Origin of the sequence: Burkholderia sp. EMB26 (genome assembly GCF_024730645.1) — a bacterium.
In the GTDB taxonomy this organism is placed as follows: domain Bacteria; phylum Pseudomonadota; class Gammaproteobacteria; order Burkholderiales; family Burkholderiaceae; genus Burkholderia; species Burkholderia cenocepacia.
The window spans coordinates 298,812-314,230 of record NZ_CP078070.1; the positions used below are offsets into that span (position 1 = coordinate 298,812).

The 15,419-nt window shown below is 67.0% G+C and carries 10 protein-coding genes; 2 read left to right on the top strand and 8 right to left on the bottom strand.

The genetic code is table 11. The annotated features are described in order from the left end of the window. Positions 1–63: 63 nt before the first annotated feature. Positions 64–993, top strand: a complete 930-nt coding sequence (locus tag KU887_RS01430) for a LysR family transcriptional regulator (RefSeq protein WP_006497430.1) — start codon at positions 64–66, stop codon at positions 991–993. A 184-nt stretch (positions 994–1,177) separates the two neighbouring features. On the opposite strand, the gene KU887_RS01435 is transcribed toward KU887_RS01430, so the two are convergent. The 7 genes from KU887_RS01435 to KU887_RS01465 form a co-directional block, all read right to left on the bottom strand. Beyond that, positions 1,178–2,011, bottom strand: coding sequence for an OmpW family protein (locus KU887_RS01435; protein WP_006491960.1), 834 nt, complete (start codon positions 2,009–2,011; stop codon positions 1,178–1,180). Between the two features lie 18 nt (positions 2,012–2,029). Next, positions 2,030–3,271, bottom strand: coding sequence for a DUF2957 domain-containing protein (locus tag KU887_RS01440; protein ID WP_006481600.1), 1,242 nt, complete (start codon positions 3,269–3,271; stop codon positions 2,030–2,032). 148 nt (positions 3,272–3,419) lie between these two features. After that, positions 3,420–4,850 carry a DUF2957 domain-containing protein gene (locus KU887_RS01445; protein WP_258252454.1) on the bottom strand — a complete coding sequence of 477 codons (1,431 nt, stop codon included), beginning with the start codon at positions 4,848–4,850 and terminating at the stop codon, positions 3,420–3,422. A 432-nt stretch (positions 4,851–5,282) separates the two neighbouring features. After that, positions 5,283–6,233: an N-acetyl-gamma-glutamyl-phosphate reductase gene (argC, locus tag KU887_RS01450; RefSeq protein ID WP_006497427.1), complete on the bottom strand. Its 951-nt coding sequence runs from the start codon at positions 6,231–6,233 to the stop codon at positions 5,283–5,285. 191 nt (positions 6,234–6,424) lie between these two features. Next, positions 6,425–6,997 (bottom strand): flavodoxin family protein, encoded by a 573-nt coding sequence (locus tag KU887_RS01455; protein ID WP_006497426.1) that lies wholly within the window; start codon positions 6,995–6,997, stop codon positions 6,425–6,427. A 214-nt stretch (positions 6,998–7,211) separates the two neighbouring features. Next, positions 7,212–7,808 carry a YbhB/YbcL family Raf kinase inhibitor-like protein gene (locus KU887_RS01460; RefSeq protein WP_006482912.1) on the bottom strand — a complete coding sequence of 199 codons (597 nt, stop codon included), beginning with the start codon at positions 7,806–7,808 and terminating at the stop codon, positions 7,212–7,214. Positions 7,809–8,048: 240 nt separating this feature from the next. Continuing rightward, entirely contained in the window at positions 8,049–8,735 is a 687-nt protein-coding gene (locus KU887_RS01465) for an orotate phosphoribosyltransferase (protein ID WP_006482887.1), read from the bottom strand. Between the two features lie 460 nt (positions 8,736–9,195). Here KU887_RS01465 and KU887_RS01470 point away from each other — a divergent pair, with 460 nt between their 5' ends. Then, positions 9,196–11,466, top strand: a complete 2,271-nt coding sequence (locus tag KU887_RS01470; RefSeq protein ID WP_006482927.1) for an NADP-dependent malic enzyme — start codon at positions 9,196–9,198, stop codon at positions 11,464–11,466. Between the two features lie 148 nt (positions 11,467–11,614). On the opposite strand, the gene KU887_RS01475 is transcribed toward KU887_RS01470, so the two are convergent. Next, the gene (locus tag KU887_RS01475; protein WP_258252464.1) at positions 11,615–15,205 is read right to left on the bottom strand and encodes an indolepyruvate ferredoxin oxidoreductase family protein; all 3,591 of its coding nucleotides are present in this window, start codon (positions 15,203–15,205) and stop codon (positions 11,615–11,617) included. Positions 15,206–15,419: the final 214 nt, after the last annotated feature.

The following is a 15,419-nucleotide window of genomic DNA, read 5'->3' on the forward strand; positions in this document are numbered from 1 at the left end:
TCGTAGGTGCCCGATGTTTATGCGACAATTGAAATATGTCTAACATGATTATGCGAGTTTGTTTTGAATACGCGTGATCTCCAGGCGTTCGTCGCGGTCGTCGACAGCGGGTCGATGGTCGCCGCGGCCGCGAAGCTCCACCTGACGCAGCCGGGCCTGACGCGGCGCGTGCAGAACCTCGAAACGCTGCTCGGCGTGCCGCTGCTCGAACGGCAGAGCAAGCCGCTGAAGCCGACCGCGGCCGGGCGCGACGTCTACGCGCTCGCGCGCAACGTGCTCGGCGCGGTCGACGAGCTGATGGCGGCGGGCGCGCCGGACAGCGAGCCGTCGGGCGAGCTGCGCATCGGCGTGCCGCCGTTCCTGTCCGAGCTCGCGCTGGAGCGGCCGATCGACCGGCTGCGCGATGCATTCCCGCGCCTCACGCTGCGCGTGACGGCCGGCTGGTCGCCTGCGCTGGTGCAGGGCATCGAGCGCGGCGCGCTCGACGTCGCCACCGTGATGGTGCCGGCGAGCGCGACGCTGCCCGACGCGCTGACCGCGACGCTGCTCGCCACGCAGCCGACGGTGCTCGTCGCCGCGCGCGATTTCCCGCTGCCGGACGGCCCGCTGTCGCTCGACACGCTGTCGGGTTTTCCGTGGGTGCTGAGCCAGGACGGCTGCGGAATGCGCTCGGCGCTGAGCCGCGCGCTCGGCGCGGCCGGGCTGCCGTTCGACGTCGCGGTCGAGGCCTTCGGCTCGGAGCTGCAGTTGTCGCTCGTCGCGCGCGGCGCCGGCATCGGCATCGCGCCGCCGAACGCGCTGGCGCGCAGTGCGCATCGCGATGCGCTGCGGGTCGTGGAAACGGCGGGGCTGGAAACGCGAATCAACGTATGGATTGTGCACGGCACGTTACCGGGCCGGCTGATGCGGCCGGTCGCGCTGCTGCGCGACGCGCTGGGCGAGGTGCTCGAGCGGGAGAATGGAACGGGGTCAGGTGCCGTTACGGCGGACTAGAGGCCGCATTCGAGGGAAAATCCTTATTTTCTCTACGGAAATGTTGCATTGCGGAAACCGATTCGATATGATTGGAACTGTCTCCTCCATGTCTCCTCTGATATGGATTCAGCCCGCCACTTAGGCGGGCTTTTTTTTGCGTGCGATTTTGTCGCGGCGCTTCCGTTGCCGACTGTCGCCGCGCTCAGAACTTGTACGTCATCCCGACGTAGCTGATGATCGGGTCCGCCTTCAGGTCCGATTTCGACTCGGCGAGCACCGAGCCGTCGGCCGCCTTGATCGTCACCGTCGACGTCGTCTTCAGCGGGATGTAGGTGACCGACGCCACCAGCCCGAAGTGTTCCGTCATGTTGTACTGCAGGCCCGCGTTGAACACCGGCTGCCAGGACGACGACGCCTTCGCTTCCACCGAGGTCGTGCCCGGCTTGCCCGCGCCCGCCGCGAGAATCGCGCCGAGGTTGTCCTGCGTCTGCTTGATGAAGTTCGTGTTGAGCTGCAGGTCGCTGAACCAGTTGTACGACACGCCGAGGCCGAGGAACGGCCGGAACTTCGCGGTGGCCTGCCCGAAGTAGTACTGCAGGATCACCGCGGGGCTCCACTGCCGCACGCTCTTCACGATCGGGTTGACCGAGCCCAGCCCGATGTTCTGCGTGCCGAGCGCGCCGGCCGGGCCGGGCGGCTTGATCGTGCCCTGGCCCGACACCTTGAACACCGGCGGCACGCCGGCCACCGACGTGACCGCGATGTGGTCGGTCAGGAAGTGGCTGACCGTCAGGCCGACGGTGTCCGCGCCGCTCGTGTGCAGCCCGGTGCCCGGCGACGTGAACGACGGCGGCAGCCGCAGCGGCGTGTTGATCGGCGTCGGCGCGACGTTGGTCGTCATCGGCGTGCTGCTCTGCTGCGGCATGATGTGGAACCAGCCCAGCGTGACGACGTTGCTGCCGGCGCTCTGCGCGTGCGCCGCGAGCGGCGCCACGGCGGCGGCGCCGGCCGCCGCGCAGAGAAGGGTTTTCTTCATCACGGCTTTTCCCTCCGCTTACTGGACGAATGCGCCGATCGTGAAATACGGCGTCGATCCCGCGTTGTCGAGGAAACCGAACACGCCACCCGTGAAGATGAACTTGCCGGTCGGCGACGTGCTGCCCGAACCCGTGTGGATCGTCGTGACCGTGCCCGGCACCTTCTGCGTGTAGTCGAGATCGAGCGCGGTCGCGAGCGACGCCTGCGACGGCTGGAACGGATCGAGCAGCGTGGCCTGCTTGTCGATCAGCGCGGTGGTCCGGTAGTCGAACTGGCTGTCGACGCCGATGTACTCGCCGTTCTGCGAACCGGCCGCCACCGCCGTCTGCGGCGCGAGGATCGAGATGCTCGATTCGTCGTCGGCTGTCAGGCCCGGCACGCCGTTGCTGTCCGGCGTCGGGTTCGGGTTCGCGACACCCGTGCGCACGAGGATCGGCACGAGCTGGTTGCGCAGCTTGCCGACGATCATGAAGCCCTTGCCCTGCGGCGTGGCCGACAGCGTCGGCTTCAGCTGGCTCCGGTAGTTGTTCGACTGGAACGCGCCGCTGCCGTCGGCCGACTGCACGAAGTTCGTGCCTTGCTGCACGCACGCGCCGCCCGCGAACTGGCCCGTCGTGTCGCACTTGGTCCACGTGCCGTCCGCGTTGATCGTCACCTTCGCGTCGATCGACGCCGGCGCGAATTTCTGCGACGGCACTTCGCCGAAGCCGATGTGGCTGTACGTGCCCGCGACCTTCGTGATGTCGGTTTCGATCGACGAGAAGCCGATGAACGGGTAGTACGGGAATTTCGTGTCGGGCACCGCCGCCTGGCCGAGCACGCCGTCGAACTGGATCTCCTTGCCGGGAATCGTGCCGCCCGCGACGCCGAAGCCGACGAAGATGCGCGCCGGACGCGACGCGTCGAGGCTCGCGCCGTTCAGGCGGAACGCGCACTGGTTCAGCTTGTTGGTCGGCAGCAGCGTTTCCTGCGTGAGCGTGCCGCTGTCGACGGTGCCCGCGCGGGTCGGCACGACGGTGCCCGTCTTTTGCGGCACCGGCGATTCGACATAGGTGACCTGCCAGGTCATCTTGGTCGTGTCGAGCTGCACCTTCGCGAGTTCGCCGCTGCCCGCGCCGCCCGTGAACACGGTGTTGTAGTCGAGCGTGGCCGGGCAAAGCCGGTCTTCGACGAGCGGGGGCGGATTGTCGCTGCCGCCGCCGCAAGCCGAAAGAAGGGGGGCGGCAAGGGCCGCCGCCAGAATGAGGTTGCGCTTCATGTTGCTCCTCCAGATTTGTCTTTGTGCGGCGGCCAGCTCCCTGTCGGCCGCTTCTGTTGGTCGTGCTCGTCCTGCTTGCGCCGTGCCGAGCGCCTTCGTGCCTTCCCTGCAATGCGCGGCGGCGGGCCGGCCGCCGCGTCCTCGATCGCTACTTGCTGATCTGCGCGCCCACGCCGAAGTACGGGGTCGACGACGTCGTCGAATTCGCCGACGTCGGCGTGACGCCGCCGTTCACCGTGCCCTGGATCAGCGCCGCATACAGGCCGCCCGTCGCGATCACCACGCCCGATGCGGACGGGTAGCTCGCGCCGCTCGGCGGGGTAGTCTTCGCGTTCAGCAGGCCCGGCGTCGCCTGGCTGTAGTCGAGCGTGAAGCCGTCTTCCTCGGCCTGCGTGGACGGGTTGATGAACGACGCGTTGCTGCCGCGGATCAGCGCAGCCGTGTACTTGAAGTTCGAGTCCGCGCCCGCGTAGCCGCCGTCGATCGCGCCCGACGTGATCGCCGTCGCCGCGCCGAGCACCGCGATGCCCGATTCGTCGTCGACCTTTGCGTCGGTGTGCAACGGCGGCGTGCCGAGGTTCACGTAGCCGGTGCGCACGATTACCGGCACCGTCGCGCCGTTGAGCTGGCCGATCACCATGTGCGCGGTGGCCGACTTGCCGGTCGCGCCGATCAGGGGCAGCTTCGTTTGCGGCAGGATCTGCGGTGCCTGGGTGCTGTCGAAGTAGCCGCCGTTCGCGCTCGTCTTCCATGGATCGCCGGTGGTCTGGCAGCCGCCCGAACCGCTCGACGTGCACGCGCCGTTCGCATCGAACGTCTCGCTGGAGTTGACGCCCTTCGTTGCATAGTTGCCCGACGGCACGAGGTGATAGAGCAGCGCGTTGTACGTGCCCGGCAGCTTCGTGAGGTCGGTCGTCGTGTTCGCGAAGCCGAGGAACGGGTAGAAGTCGAAGTGGCGATTGGGCACCTGGCCGACGTTCTGGAATACGGGGAGGCCGATCACGCTGATCGTCAGCCCGTCGTACTGAACCGTCGCGCCGGGAATGCCACCGCCCGCCACGCCCATGCCGACCAGCAGCATCGGCGGGTTCGCCTGGTTGAAGTCGGCGGCCGTCGAATAGGTCGAACCGTCCGGCGCGGTGCCGGTGCCCGGCGTGAGGACGAACGCGCAGCGCGTCTGCTCGGCGGTCGGCAGCGTGCCGGTCGGCGGATGGACGACCTTGCCGGTGATCGTCGTGCCGGCGCGGCTCGGCGTGACGGTGCCCGTCTTCAGCGGAATCGGCGATTCGAGCCACTTGAGCGTGTACGTCATCGCGACCGCGTCGATGTTGACGCTGACGATCTCGCCGCTGCCCGCGCCGCCGAGATACGTGCTCTTCACGATATCCGCGTTGGCCGGGCACAGTGCGCCGTTGATCGGCTGCGAAGGCGGCGGCCCTTGCGTGCCGCAGCTCGAGCCGGAACATTGGGGCGCATCGATCGGCGCGAGCGCGCCGCCAGAGTCCCCCCCACCACATGCAACCAGGAAAGGGGCAATGGCAAAGGCCGTTGCCACCCCCTTCGATAAGGCGTGCGACATGCCGCTGTCTCCAATCGTTTAATTGTGCGAGCTAATGTCGCTGCCTGGATTTTTGCTGTCAATTGATGAACCCGTCTAAAAAAGGCGATTGAAACGGGATCGGCAATTTGAATCCTTGCCCGATAAGGCGGTTGGTAAGAATTAAAACGCGCGGCGGGCCGTCGAAAGCTGCCGGAGTGGGGGCTGCGCGACGCCTGGCACGCTCGCGCCGCGCCTTCCTGCGTATAACGGCAGCGTTTAAATCGACGGTATCCGGTTTATCCCTATTCGGGATTGACTGGATAAAGAACAGGCTGGATTAATTCACTGGTAATCGCGCAATGGAAAGCTTGTAAATATTTGTAAATGCGCGATCCGGTGTTTTTATATTGCCTGATACGGGTAAATAAAAAGCCGGCCAGTGGCCGGCTTTGCATGGCATGCGATGCTGAATCAGCGTTTGAGACCGGCGTCCTCGGCCGCGCCGATGTTGAGGTTCATGCACTGGATCGCGGCGCCCGACGCGCCCTTGCCGAGGTTGTCGAGGCGCGCGACCGTGACGAAGCGCTCCGCGTTGCCGAACACGAACAGGTCGACGCGGTTCGTGTCGTTGTTCGCCTGCACGTCGAAGAAGCCGCTGTCGAGGTTCGCATCCGCGTCGAACGGTGCGACGCGCACGAACGCTTCGTCCGCGTAGTACTCGGCGAACACGCGCTGCACGTCCTGCGGCGTCGCGCGCTTCGCGAGCTGCCCGGGCGTGAAGTAGGTCGTCACCGCGAGGCCTTTCAGGAACGGGCCGACGATCGGCGTGAAGATCGGTGCGTTCGCGAGGCCGGTGTGCGCGGCCATTTCGGGCAGGTGCTTGTGCGCGAGGCCGAGCGCATACGGGCGCGGGCTCGCGAGCTTGCCGCCCGGCGCGGCGCTTTCGTACTCGGCGATCATCGACTTGCCGCCGCCGCTGTAGCCGGTGATCGAGTAGCTGTGCGCGGCGAACGTCGGCGCGACGATGCCCGCATCGACGAGCGGCCGCATCGCGAGCACGAACGCCGATGCGTGGCAGCCGGGCACCGCGATGCGCTTCGACGTACGAATCTTCTCGCGCTGCGCGCGGGTCAGCTCGGGCAGGCCGTAGGCCCAGTCGGCATGGGTGCGGAACGCGGTGCTCGCGTCGATCAGCGTGGTGTTCGGGTTCTCGACGAGCGACGCGGATTCGCGCGACGCGACGTCCGGCAGGCACAGGAACGTGACGTCGGACGCGTTGATCAGGCGACGGCGCTCGTCGACGTCCTTGCGCTTCGCTTCCTCGATGCGCAGGATCTCGATGTCGCTGCGTGCCGACAGGTATTCGAAGATCTTGAGGCCGGTCGTGCCTTCCTGGCCGTCGACAAAAACTTTGGTGCTCATTTCGCTCTCACTGAATGAAACGGGAGCCGCGGCGCCCTGAAACCGCCATTTTAAGACGTCATCCGGCGGGCCTGTACCGCACGGGGCGAAAAAAAGACGGCCCGCGGGCCGTCTTGTGTCCCTTTGGTGCACCCCCACGCTGCGCGGCCACGCCAGCGGCCGGTGCGAGCGGGCGGGTGCCCCGGGCGCGCTCAGCGGCCGCCGGCCACCCAGCGCGCCGTCGCTTCGGCGACGCGCCGGCCGAACGCCTTCGCGGTATCGAGGTCGCCGGGCAGCGGGCCCTCGTCGGGCGTCGCGTCCGCCGGCGACTGCGCGAGCAGGCCCGTGAAGCCGCCGACGTAGTTGATGTCGTTGCGCGTGGCCGCCTTCGAGTTGGCCGGCATCATGCCCGTGCCGACCCACACCATCCCATGTTGCATCGCCAGCGTGACGAAATACTGAATCGTCGAGAACTTGTCGCCGTTCATCGTCGCGGAGTTCGTGAAGCCCGCGGCGATCTTGTCCTTCCATTTCTGCGTAAACCACGGTTTCGAGGTCGCGTCGGCGAATTGCTTGAACTGCGCGGACGGGCCGCCCATGTAGGTCGGCGCGCCGAAGACGATCGCGTCCGCCGCGTCGAGCGCGGCCCAGCCCGCGTCGTCGAGCTCGCCGACGGCGAGGAGGCGTGCGGCGGCGCCGGCATCCTGCGCACCGGCGTGCACGGCCTCGGCCAGTTTCTGCGTGTGACCGTAGCCGCTGTGATAGACGATGACGATGTTCGACATGAAGCGTTCTCCGGAAAGGGACGGGAACGGCGGCCCGCAGGCTCGCCGCGACACGCGCCGCAGTTGGGCGGCGCGACGGATGCGCGGCGGGATGCCGCGACCGGTGCAGCCGAGTCTAGCAAGCCGAAATGACCGGAAGAAAGCGCGCAGGCCGCGCACAGAAATTCGCGGGCGCGGGCAATCGCGACCGCCACGGGCGGCGGCGCGCGCTTACCTACTGCCCGTAAGTGACCGTGAGTCGCGCGGTGCCGATCGCGAGCGTGCCGATCTCGTGCTCGAACATCGGCGCGGGGCGGCCTTGCGAGATACGCAGGTCGGTGCCTTTCAGCGCGTAGACGGTGATCACGTAGCGATGCGGTTTGCCGGGCGGTGGGCACGGGCCGCCGTAGCCGTCGATTCCGAAGTCGTTGCGCGCCTCGCTCGCGCCGATGCGGCGCAGGAAGCCGGACGCGCTCGCATCGGCCGGCAGGCTCGTGACGGTCGCCGGGATGCCCGCGACGGCCCAGTGCCACCAGCCGTGCCCCGGCGCGTCGGGATCGAAGATCGTGACCGCGTAGCCGCGCGTGCCCGGCGGCGGGTTGTGCCATGCGAGTTGCGGCGAGCGGTTCGCGCCCTTGCAGTCGCCGCGGTCGAACACGTTCGCGGGCCGCACGCGGGCGCCCGCCGTCAGGTCGTCGCTCGTCACGGTGAACGGGCCTTCCGCATGCGCGGGCAGCGCCGCGAAGACGGCGGCGCACAGGAGGGCGGAGAAACGGAGCGGAGAAGGGCGACCCGATGGCGCAGGCGGAGTGATCCGGCGATCCACACGCATATGGCGCTTCTCCCGTCACGTGGGCCGGGCCGAGGCTCCCGGCATTGTTGGCGTTGTATGTTGCCCGCGCAGCTGAGGGCGGCGATGGATCAAGTCTAGCATTAGGGTTCGATGAGCGACGCACACCGGCGCCCGCGATTGCGCGCGGTCGGCGCGCAACGCGACGGACGAAAAAAAACCGCCTGCGATGAAGCAGGCGGCTCGTTCAGCCAGTGCGCCGGCATGCGTGCCGGCGGGGCGTCATTCCTTCGGGGCCGTCGCGCCGCCGTGCGCGGCCGACCATTCGGCCGGTGCGTGCAGGAATTTCTCGACTTCGTCGAGCGTCTTCGTCTCGAAGTAGCCCGACGCCTTCGCGACGCGCAGCACGTCCCACCACGTCGCGAGCGCGTGCAGGTCGACGTCGATGTCCTTCAGGACCGACACGCTTTCCTTGAAGATGTTGTAGTGGAACAGCACGAAGCAGTGGTTCACCGTCGCGCCCGCGGTGCGCAGCGCGTTGACGAAGTTGATCTTGCTGCGGCTGTCGGTGGTCAGGTCTTCCACCAGCAGCACGCGCGAGCCTTCCTCGAGATGGCCTTCGATCTGCGCATTGCGGCCGAAACCCTTCGGCTTTTTGCGCACGTACTGCATCGGCACCATCATCCGGTCCGCGATCCATGCCGCGAACGGGATGCCGGCCGTCTCGCCGCCCGCCACCGCGTCGATCTGCTCGAAGCCGATGTCGCGCGTGATCGTCGTTTCCGCCATTTCCATCAGCGCACGGCGCACGCGCGGATACGAGATCAGCTTGCGGCAGTCGATATAGACGGGGCTTGCCCAGCCGGACGTGAAGATGAACGGTTTTTCGGCATTGAAGTGCACCGCCTGCACTTCGAGCAGGATTTTGGCGGTCGTATCCGAGATCGACTGACGATCGTAGCCTGTCATGGGCATTCCTTGGGTGATGAGCGAGGAGCGGGCGCGGGCCCGGTGGCGCAGCAAGGGGAACCTGCCCGAAGGGCCGGGGTGCGATCGGCGGGCCGATCGCATCGCTGCGCGCGTAGCCCGCTATTTTACCCGATTCAGGCAGGTTTTCGGCGGAATTCGCGCGGGTTCGCTGCCCGGCTCACCACCGGCGAAACAAACGGGGGCAGACCGTCCCGGCGCTGATGCCGGAGATGCGGCGTCGCAGCAACGGACGTCATTTAGGGGGTGTACACTAGGCGACCCTTAGAAATCGTTCAGTACTTTGTACTTTCCTCTTGCCATCCGCCAAGGTTCGATGGCGTGCCGATCCGGTGCGTCGCGGGCCGTCTCGCAGTCGACCATCCCCTCGATTCAAGCAGACGCGGCCGAAGGTGCTGTGTACTGAGTCGTCAATATTCCGCATGTCTCTCGCAGGTCAATCATGGACGAACAACTGAAGCAGGCCGCTCTCGCTTATCACCTGAACCCGAAACCCGGCAAGATTTCGGTCACCCCGACCAAGCCGCTGTCGAACCAGCTCGATCTGTCGCTCGCGTATTCGCCGGGCGTCGCCGCCGCGTGCGAGGCGATCCACGCCGATCCGCTCGACGCGCAGAAGTACACGTCGCGCGGCAACCTCGTCGGCGTCATCACGAACGGCACCGCCGTGCTGGGTCTCGGCAACATCGGCCCGCTGGCCGCGAAGCCGGTGATGGAAGGCAAGGGCTGCCTCTTCAAGAAATTCGCGGGCATCGACGTGTTCGACATCGAACTGTCGGAGTCCGACCCCGACAAGCTCGTCGAGGCGATCGCGATGCTCGAGCCGACGCTCGGCGGCATCAACCTCGAGGACATCAAGGCGCCGGAATGCTTCTACATCGAGCAGAAGCTGCGCGAGCGAATGAAGATTCCGGTCTTCCACGACGACCAGCACGGTACCGCGATCATCGCGTCGGCCGCGATCCTGAACGGCCTGAAGGTCGTCGGCAAGAAGCTGTCGGAAGTGAAGCTCGTGTGTTCGGGCGCGGGCGCGGCGGCGATCGCGTGTCTGGACTTGCTGGTGAATCTCGGCCTGACGAAGTCGAACATCCTCGTCGCCGATTCGAAGGGCGTGATCTACGAAGGGCGCGGCAACCTCGATCCGTCGAAGCAGCGCTATGCGGCCAACACCGACGCGCGCACGCTCGCCGACGCGATCGTCGGCGCGGACGTGTTCCTCGGCTGCTCGAGCGCGGGCGTGCTGAAGCAGGACATGGTCAAGACGATGGGCGACAAGCCGCTGATCCTGGCGCTCGCGAACCCGGAACCGGAAATCCGCCCGGAAGACGCGAAGGCCGTGCGCCCGGACGCGATCGTCGCGACCGGCCGTTCGGACTACCCGAACCAGGTCAACAACGTGCTGTGCTTCCCGTTCATCTTCCGCGGCGCGCTCGACGTCGGCGCGACCACGATCACGGAAGAAATGAAGCTCGCGTGCGTGCGCGCGATCGCCGAGCTGGCCGAGGAAACCGACCAGAGCGAGGAAGTCGCGAAGGCGTATGAAGGCCATTCGCTCGAATTCGGGCCGGACTACCTGATCCCGAAGCCGTTCGACCCGCGCCTGATCATCAAGATCGCGCCGGCCGTCGCACAAGCCGCGATGGATTCGGGCGTCGCGACGCGCCCGATCCAGGACATGGACGCGTACCGCGAGCAGCTCGGCGCGACCGTCTACCGTACCGGCATGGTGATGCGCCCGGTGTTCGCGGCGGCGAAGCAGAAAGAGGCCCGCATCGTGTTCGCCGAAGGCGAGGACGAGCGCGTGCTGCGCGCCGCGCAGTTCGTGCTGCTGGAAAAGATCGCGAAGCCGATCATCGTCGGCCGTCCGTCGGTCGTCGACATGCGCTTGCAGAAGATCGGCTCGAAGCTGAAGGCCGGCGTCGATTTCGAGATCGTCGATCCGGAAGACGATGCGCGCTACCATCGCTACTGGCAGGCGTATCAGGAGATCGGCGCGCGCGACGGCGTGACGCCGGAAGTCGCGAAGGCCGCGATGCGCAAGTTCAACACGCTGATCGGCGCGATGCTCGTGCATCTGGGCGATGCGGACGGGATGATCTGCGGGATGATCGACACGTTCCACAGCCACCTGAAGTTCATCGAGCAGGTACTGGGCCGCGCGAAGGGCGCCGAGCACTTCGCCGCGATGAACCTGCTGATGCTGCCGGGCCGCAACCTGTTCGTGTGCGACACGTACGTGAACGAGCTGCCGAGCGCCGACCAGCTCGCCGACATGACGATCCAGGCCGCGGCCGAGATCGAGCGCTTCGGCATCGCGCCGAAGGCCGCGCTGCTGTCGAACTCGAACTTCGGCAGCGCGCCGTCGGCGTCCTCGCGCCGGATGGCCGAGGCCCGCAAGCTGATCGTCGAGCGTGCGCCGAACCTCGAAGTCGACGGCGAAATGCACGGCGACGCGGCGCTGTCGGAACTGATCCGCAAGCAGGCGTTCCCGGGCACGACGCTGTCGGGTGAAGCGAACCTGCTGATCATGCCGAACGTCGAAGCGGCGAACATCGCGTACAACCTGCTGAAGATGGTCGGCGGCGAAGGCGTGACGGTCGGCCCGTTCCTGCTCGGCGCCGCCAAGCCGGTCCACATCCTGACGCCGGCCGCGACCGTGCGCCGGATCATCAACATGACGGCCGTTGCCGCCGCGAACGTGAACACGAAGTAAGTCCACGCCCGCGTGTGCCGCGCGTCAGGCGCGGCGCAATGAAAAACGCCACGGAACCTGGGTTCCGTGGCGTTTTTTTTGCGTGAACCGCGACGGGCGGCGGCGCGGGCGGGCGTTCCTGCTTCGAACGCCGCGCCGCGACCGCGCGTTACGCGACCTGCTGGTGCGACTGGCCGCCTGCCGGCGAACGCCACTTCGCGAGCAGCGTGTCCCACTTCTGGCGTACCGCGCGCAGGTTGTTCTCCTTCACGTGGCCGTAGCCGCGAATGCCGTCCGGCAGCGCCGCGAGTTCGAGCGCGAGCGGCCGGTTGGCCGCGTTCAGCCTCGCCAGCACCTCGCCGATCAGCGCTTCGTACTCGCCGATCAGCGCGCGCTCGGTGCGGCGCTCCGCGGTGCGGCCGAACGGATCGAGCGCCGTGCCGCGCAGGAACTTCGCCTTCGCGAGCAGCCGGAACGCCGACATCATCCACGGGCCGTACGCCTTCTTCACGAGATGGCCGTGGGCGTCCGTCTTCGCGAACAGCGGCGGCGCGAGGTGGAATTTCAGCTTCCAGTCGCCTTCGAACTGCGCGCTCAGGCGCGCGAGGAACGCGGGGTCGGACTGCAGCCGCGCGACCTCGTACTCGTCCTTGTACGCCATCAGCTTGAACAGGTTGCGCGCGACCGCTTCGGTCAGCGGTTCCTGCACCGTGTCGCCGTCCGCCAGTGCGCGCTCGGTGGCGCGCACCTTGTCGACGAACGCCGCATAACGCGACGCGTACGCGGCGTTCTGGTACGCGCTCAGGAATTCGACGCGCTTCGCGATCAGCGCGTCGACCGCCTTCTTCGTGTGCAGCGAGATCACCGTGGCGCCTTGCGCGGGCCGGGCGTCGCCGGCCGCCGCCTGCTTCACGCTGGCCAGGTCGTACGCGGCGCGGCGGCCCCAGTCGAACGCCGCGCGGTTCTTGTCGACCGACACGGCGTTCAGCTCGATCGCGCGTTCGAGCGACGCGAGCGTCAACGGCAGCCAGCCCTTCTGCCATGCGTAGCCGAGCACGAACGGGTTCGTGTAGATCGCGTCGCCGAGCAGCGCGACCGCGAAGCGGTTCGCGTCGATGAAGTCGACCGCGACACCGGCCGCCGCGCGGATGTCGTTCTCGGCGGACAGGCCCGGGAACGCCCAGTTCGGGTTCTTGATGAACTCGGCGGTCGGCGTCTGCGCGCTGTTGACGACCACCCGCGTCGTGTCGTGCCGCATCCGCGACGTGCACTCGTCGCCGGCCGTGACGATCGCATCGCAACCGATCACGAGATCGGCTTCGCCCATCGCGATCCGCGTCGCGTGGATGTCGGTCGGCGCGTGCGAGATCTGCACGTGGCTCATCACGGCGCCGCCTTTCTGCGCGAGGCCGGTGACGTCGAGCACGGTCACGCCCTTGTTTTCCAGATGCGCGGCCATCCCGAGCAGCGCGCCGATCGTCACGACGCCCGTGCCGCCCACGCCGGTGACGAGCACGCCGTACGCGCGATCGATCGCCGGCAGCGTCGGTTCCGGAATCGGCGGCAATGCGCTGCCGTCGACCGACACCGCCTTCGGCTTCTTCAACTGGCCGCCCTCGACCGTGACGAAGCTCGGGCAGAAGCCCTTTACGCACGAAAAGTCCTTGTTGCAGCTCGACTGGTTGATCTGGCGCTTCGTGCCGAATTCGGTTTCCAGCGGCTCGACCGACAGGCAGTTCGACTGCACCGAGCAGTCGCCGCAGCCTTCGCACACCGCGTCGTTGATCACGACGCGCTTGGCCGGGTCCGGATACGTGCCGCGTTTGCGGCGGCGGCGTTTCTCCGTCGCGCAGGTCTGGTCGTAGATCAGGATCGTCGTGCCTTCGATCTCGCGCAGCTCGCGCTGCACGTCGTCGAGCTGGTCGCGGTGATGGATCGTCACGCCGGGCGCGAGCAGCGCCTTCTGGCTGTCGTACTTCTCCGGCTCGTCGGTGACGATCACGATCTTCTTCGCGCCTTCGGACGCGAGCTGGTGCGTGATCTGCGGCACCGTCAGCACGCCGTCGACCGGCTGGCCGCCCGTCATCGCCACCGCGTCGTTGTAGAGGATCTTGTAGGTGATGTTCGCCTTCGACGAGATCGCCGCGCGCACCGCGAGCAGGCCCGAGTGGAAATAGGTGCCGTCGCCGAGGTTCGCGAACACGTGCTTCTCGTCGGTGAACGGCGCCTGGCCGATCCACGGCACGCCTTCGCCGCCCATCTGGCTGAAGGTGCTCGTGCTGCGGTCCATCCACACGGTCATGTAGTGGCAGCCGATGCCGGCGATCGCGCGCGAGCCTTCCGGCACGCTGGTCGACGTGTTGTGCGGGCAGCCCGAGCAGAACCACGGCTTGCGCTCGGTCTGCACGTGCGGCTTCGCGAGCGCCATTTCCTTCGCGTTGATCACCGCGAGCCGCGCGGCGATGCGCGCGCGCACGTCGGACGGCAATTCGAACTTCTCGAGCCGCGTCGCGATCGCCTTCGCGATGATCGCGGGCGACAGCTCGTAGTGCGCAGGCAGCAGCCAGTTGCCCATCGGCACCGACCATTCGCCGCCGGCGCCATCCTTCTCGTCGAACTTGCCGAACACGCGCGGGCGTTGCGCGTCGGGCCAGTTGTACAGCTCTTCCTTGATCGCGTATTCGAGGATCTGGCGCTTTTCCTCGACCACCAGGATTTCGTCGAGGCCGCGCGCGAACGCCTGCGCGCCCTGCGCTTCGAGCGGCCACACGCAGCCGACCTTGTAGAGTCGGATGCCGATCCGCGCGCAGGTTTCGTCGTCGAGGCCGAGGTCGGTCAGCGCCTGGCGCACGTCGAGATACGCCTTGCCGCCGGTCATGATCCCGAAGCGCGCGTTCGGCGAATCGATCTCGATCCGGTCGAGCTTGTTCGCCCGCACGTACGCGAGCGCCGCGTACCACTTGTAGTCGAGCAGCCGCGCTTCCTGCACGAGCGGCGGATCGGGCCAGCGGATGTTCAGCCCGCCTTCCGGCAGGATGAAATCGGTCGGCAGCACGATCTCGGTGCGATGCGGGTCGATGTCGACCGACGCCGACGATTCGACGACGTCGGTCACGCACTTGAGCGCCACCCACAGGCCCGAGTAGCGGCTCATCGCCCAGCCGTGCAGGCCGAAATCGAGATATTCCTGCACGTTCGACGGGAACAGCACCGGCAGCCCGCAAGCCTTGAAGATGTGTTCGGACTGGTGCGCGAGCGTCGACGATTTCGCCGCGTGGTCGTCGCCGGCGAGCACCAGCACGCCGCCGTGCTGCGACGAGCCGGCCGAGTTCGCGTGCTTGAAGACGTCGCCGGTGCGGTCGACGCCCGGGCCCTTGCCGTACCACATGCCGAACACGCCGTCGTATTTCGCGCCGGGGTACAGGTTCACCTGCTGGGAGCCCCACACGGCGGTGGCGGCGAGATCTTCGTTGAGGCCGGGCTGGAACACGATCTGGTGGGCGGCCAGGTGCTGCTTGGCTTTCCAGAGCGACAGATCGAGGCCGCCGAGCGGCGAGCCGCGATAGCCGGAGATAAAGCCGGCCGTATTGAGACCGGCGGCGCGGTCGCGTTCCTGCTGGAGCATCGGCAGGCGCACGAGGGCCTGGATGCCGCTCATGTACGCGCGGCCGCGTTCCAGTGTGTATTTGTCGTCAAGCGTGACGGACTTCAGCGCGGCTTCTAGCGACGCGCGTTGGTCTGCGTCTAGCGGGGCATTCATTAACTGTCTCCTCCACCCGGTCTGGGATCACCAAAACTTCGGTTGCGTCGGCATCTTTTGGACGCGTCTGCAGTGGCCGGCATGTTCGCCGGTTTTAAGGGATGGTAGCACTGGGGCAAACCCGCCGCCCATCGGTTGCAACGCGGGGAATGCGCGGCGGCGCCCCGCGAAAACGGGGCGGATGATGCGTTACATCATGTAAAAGCATGTAAAG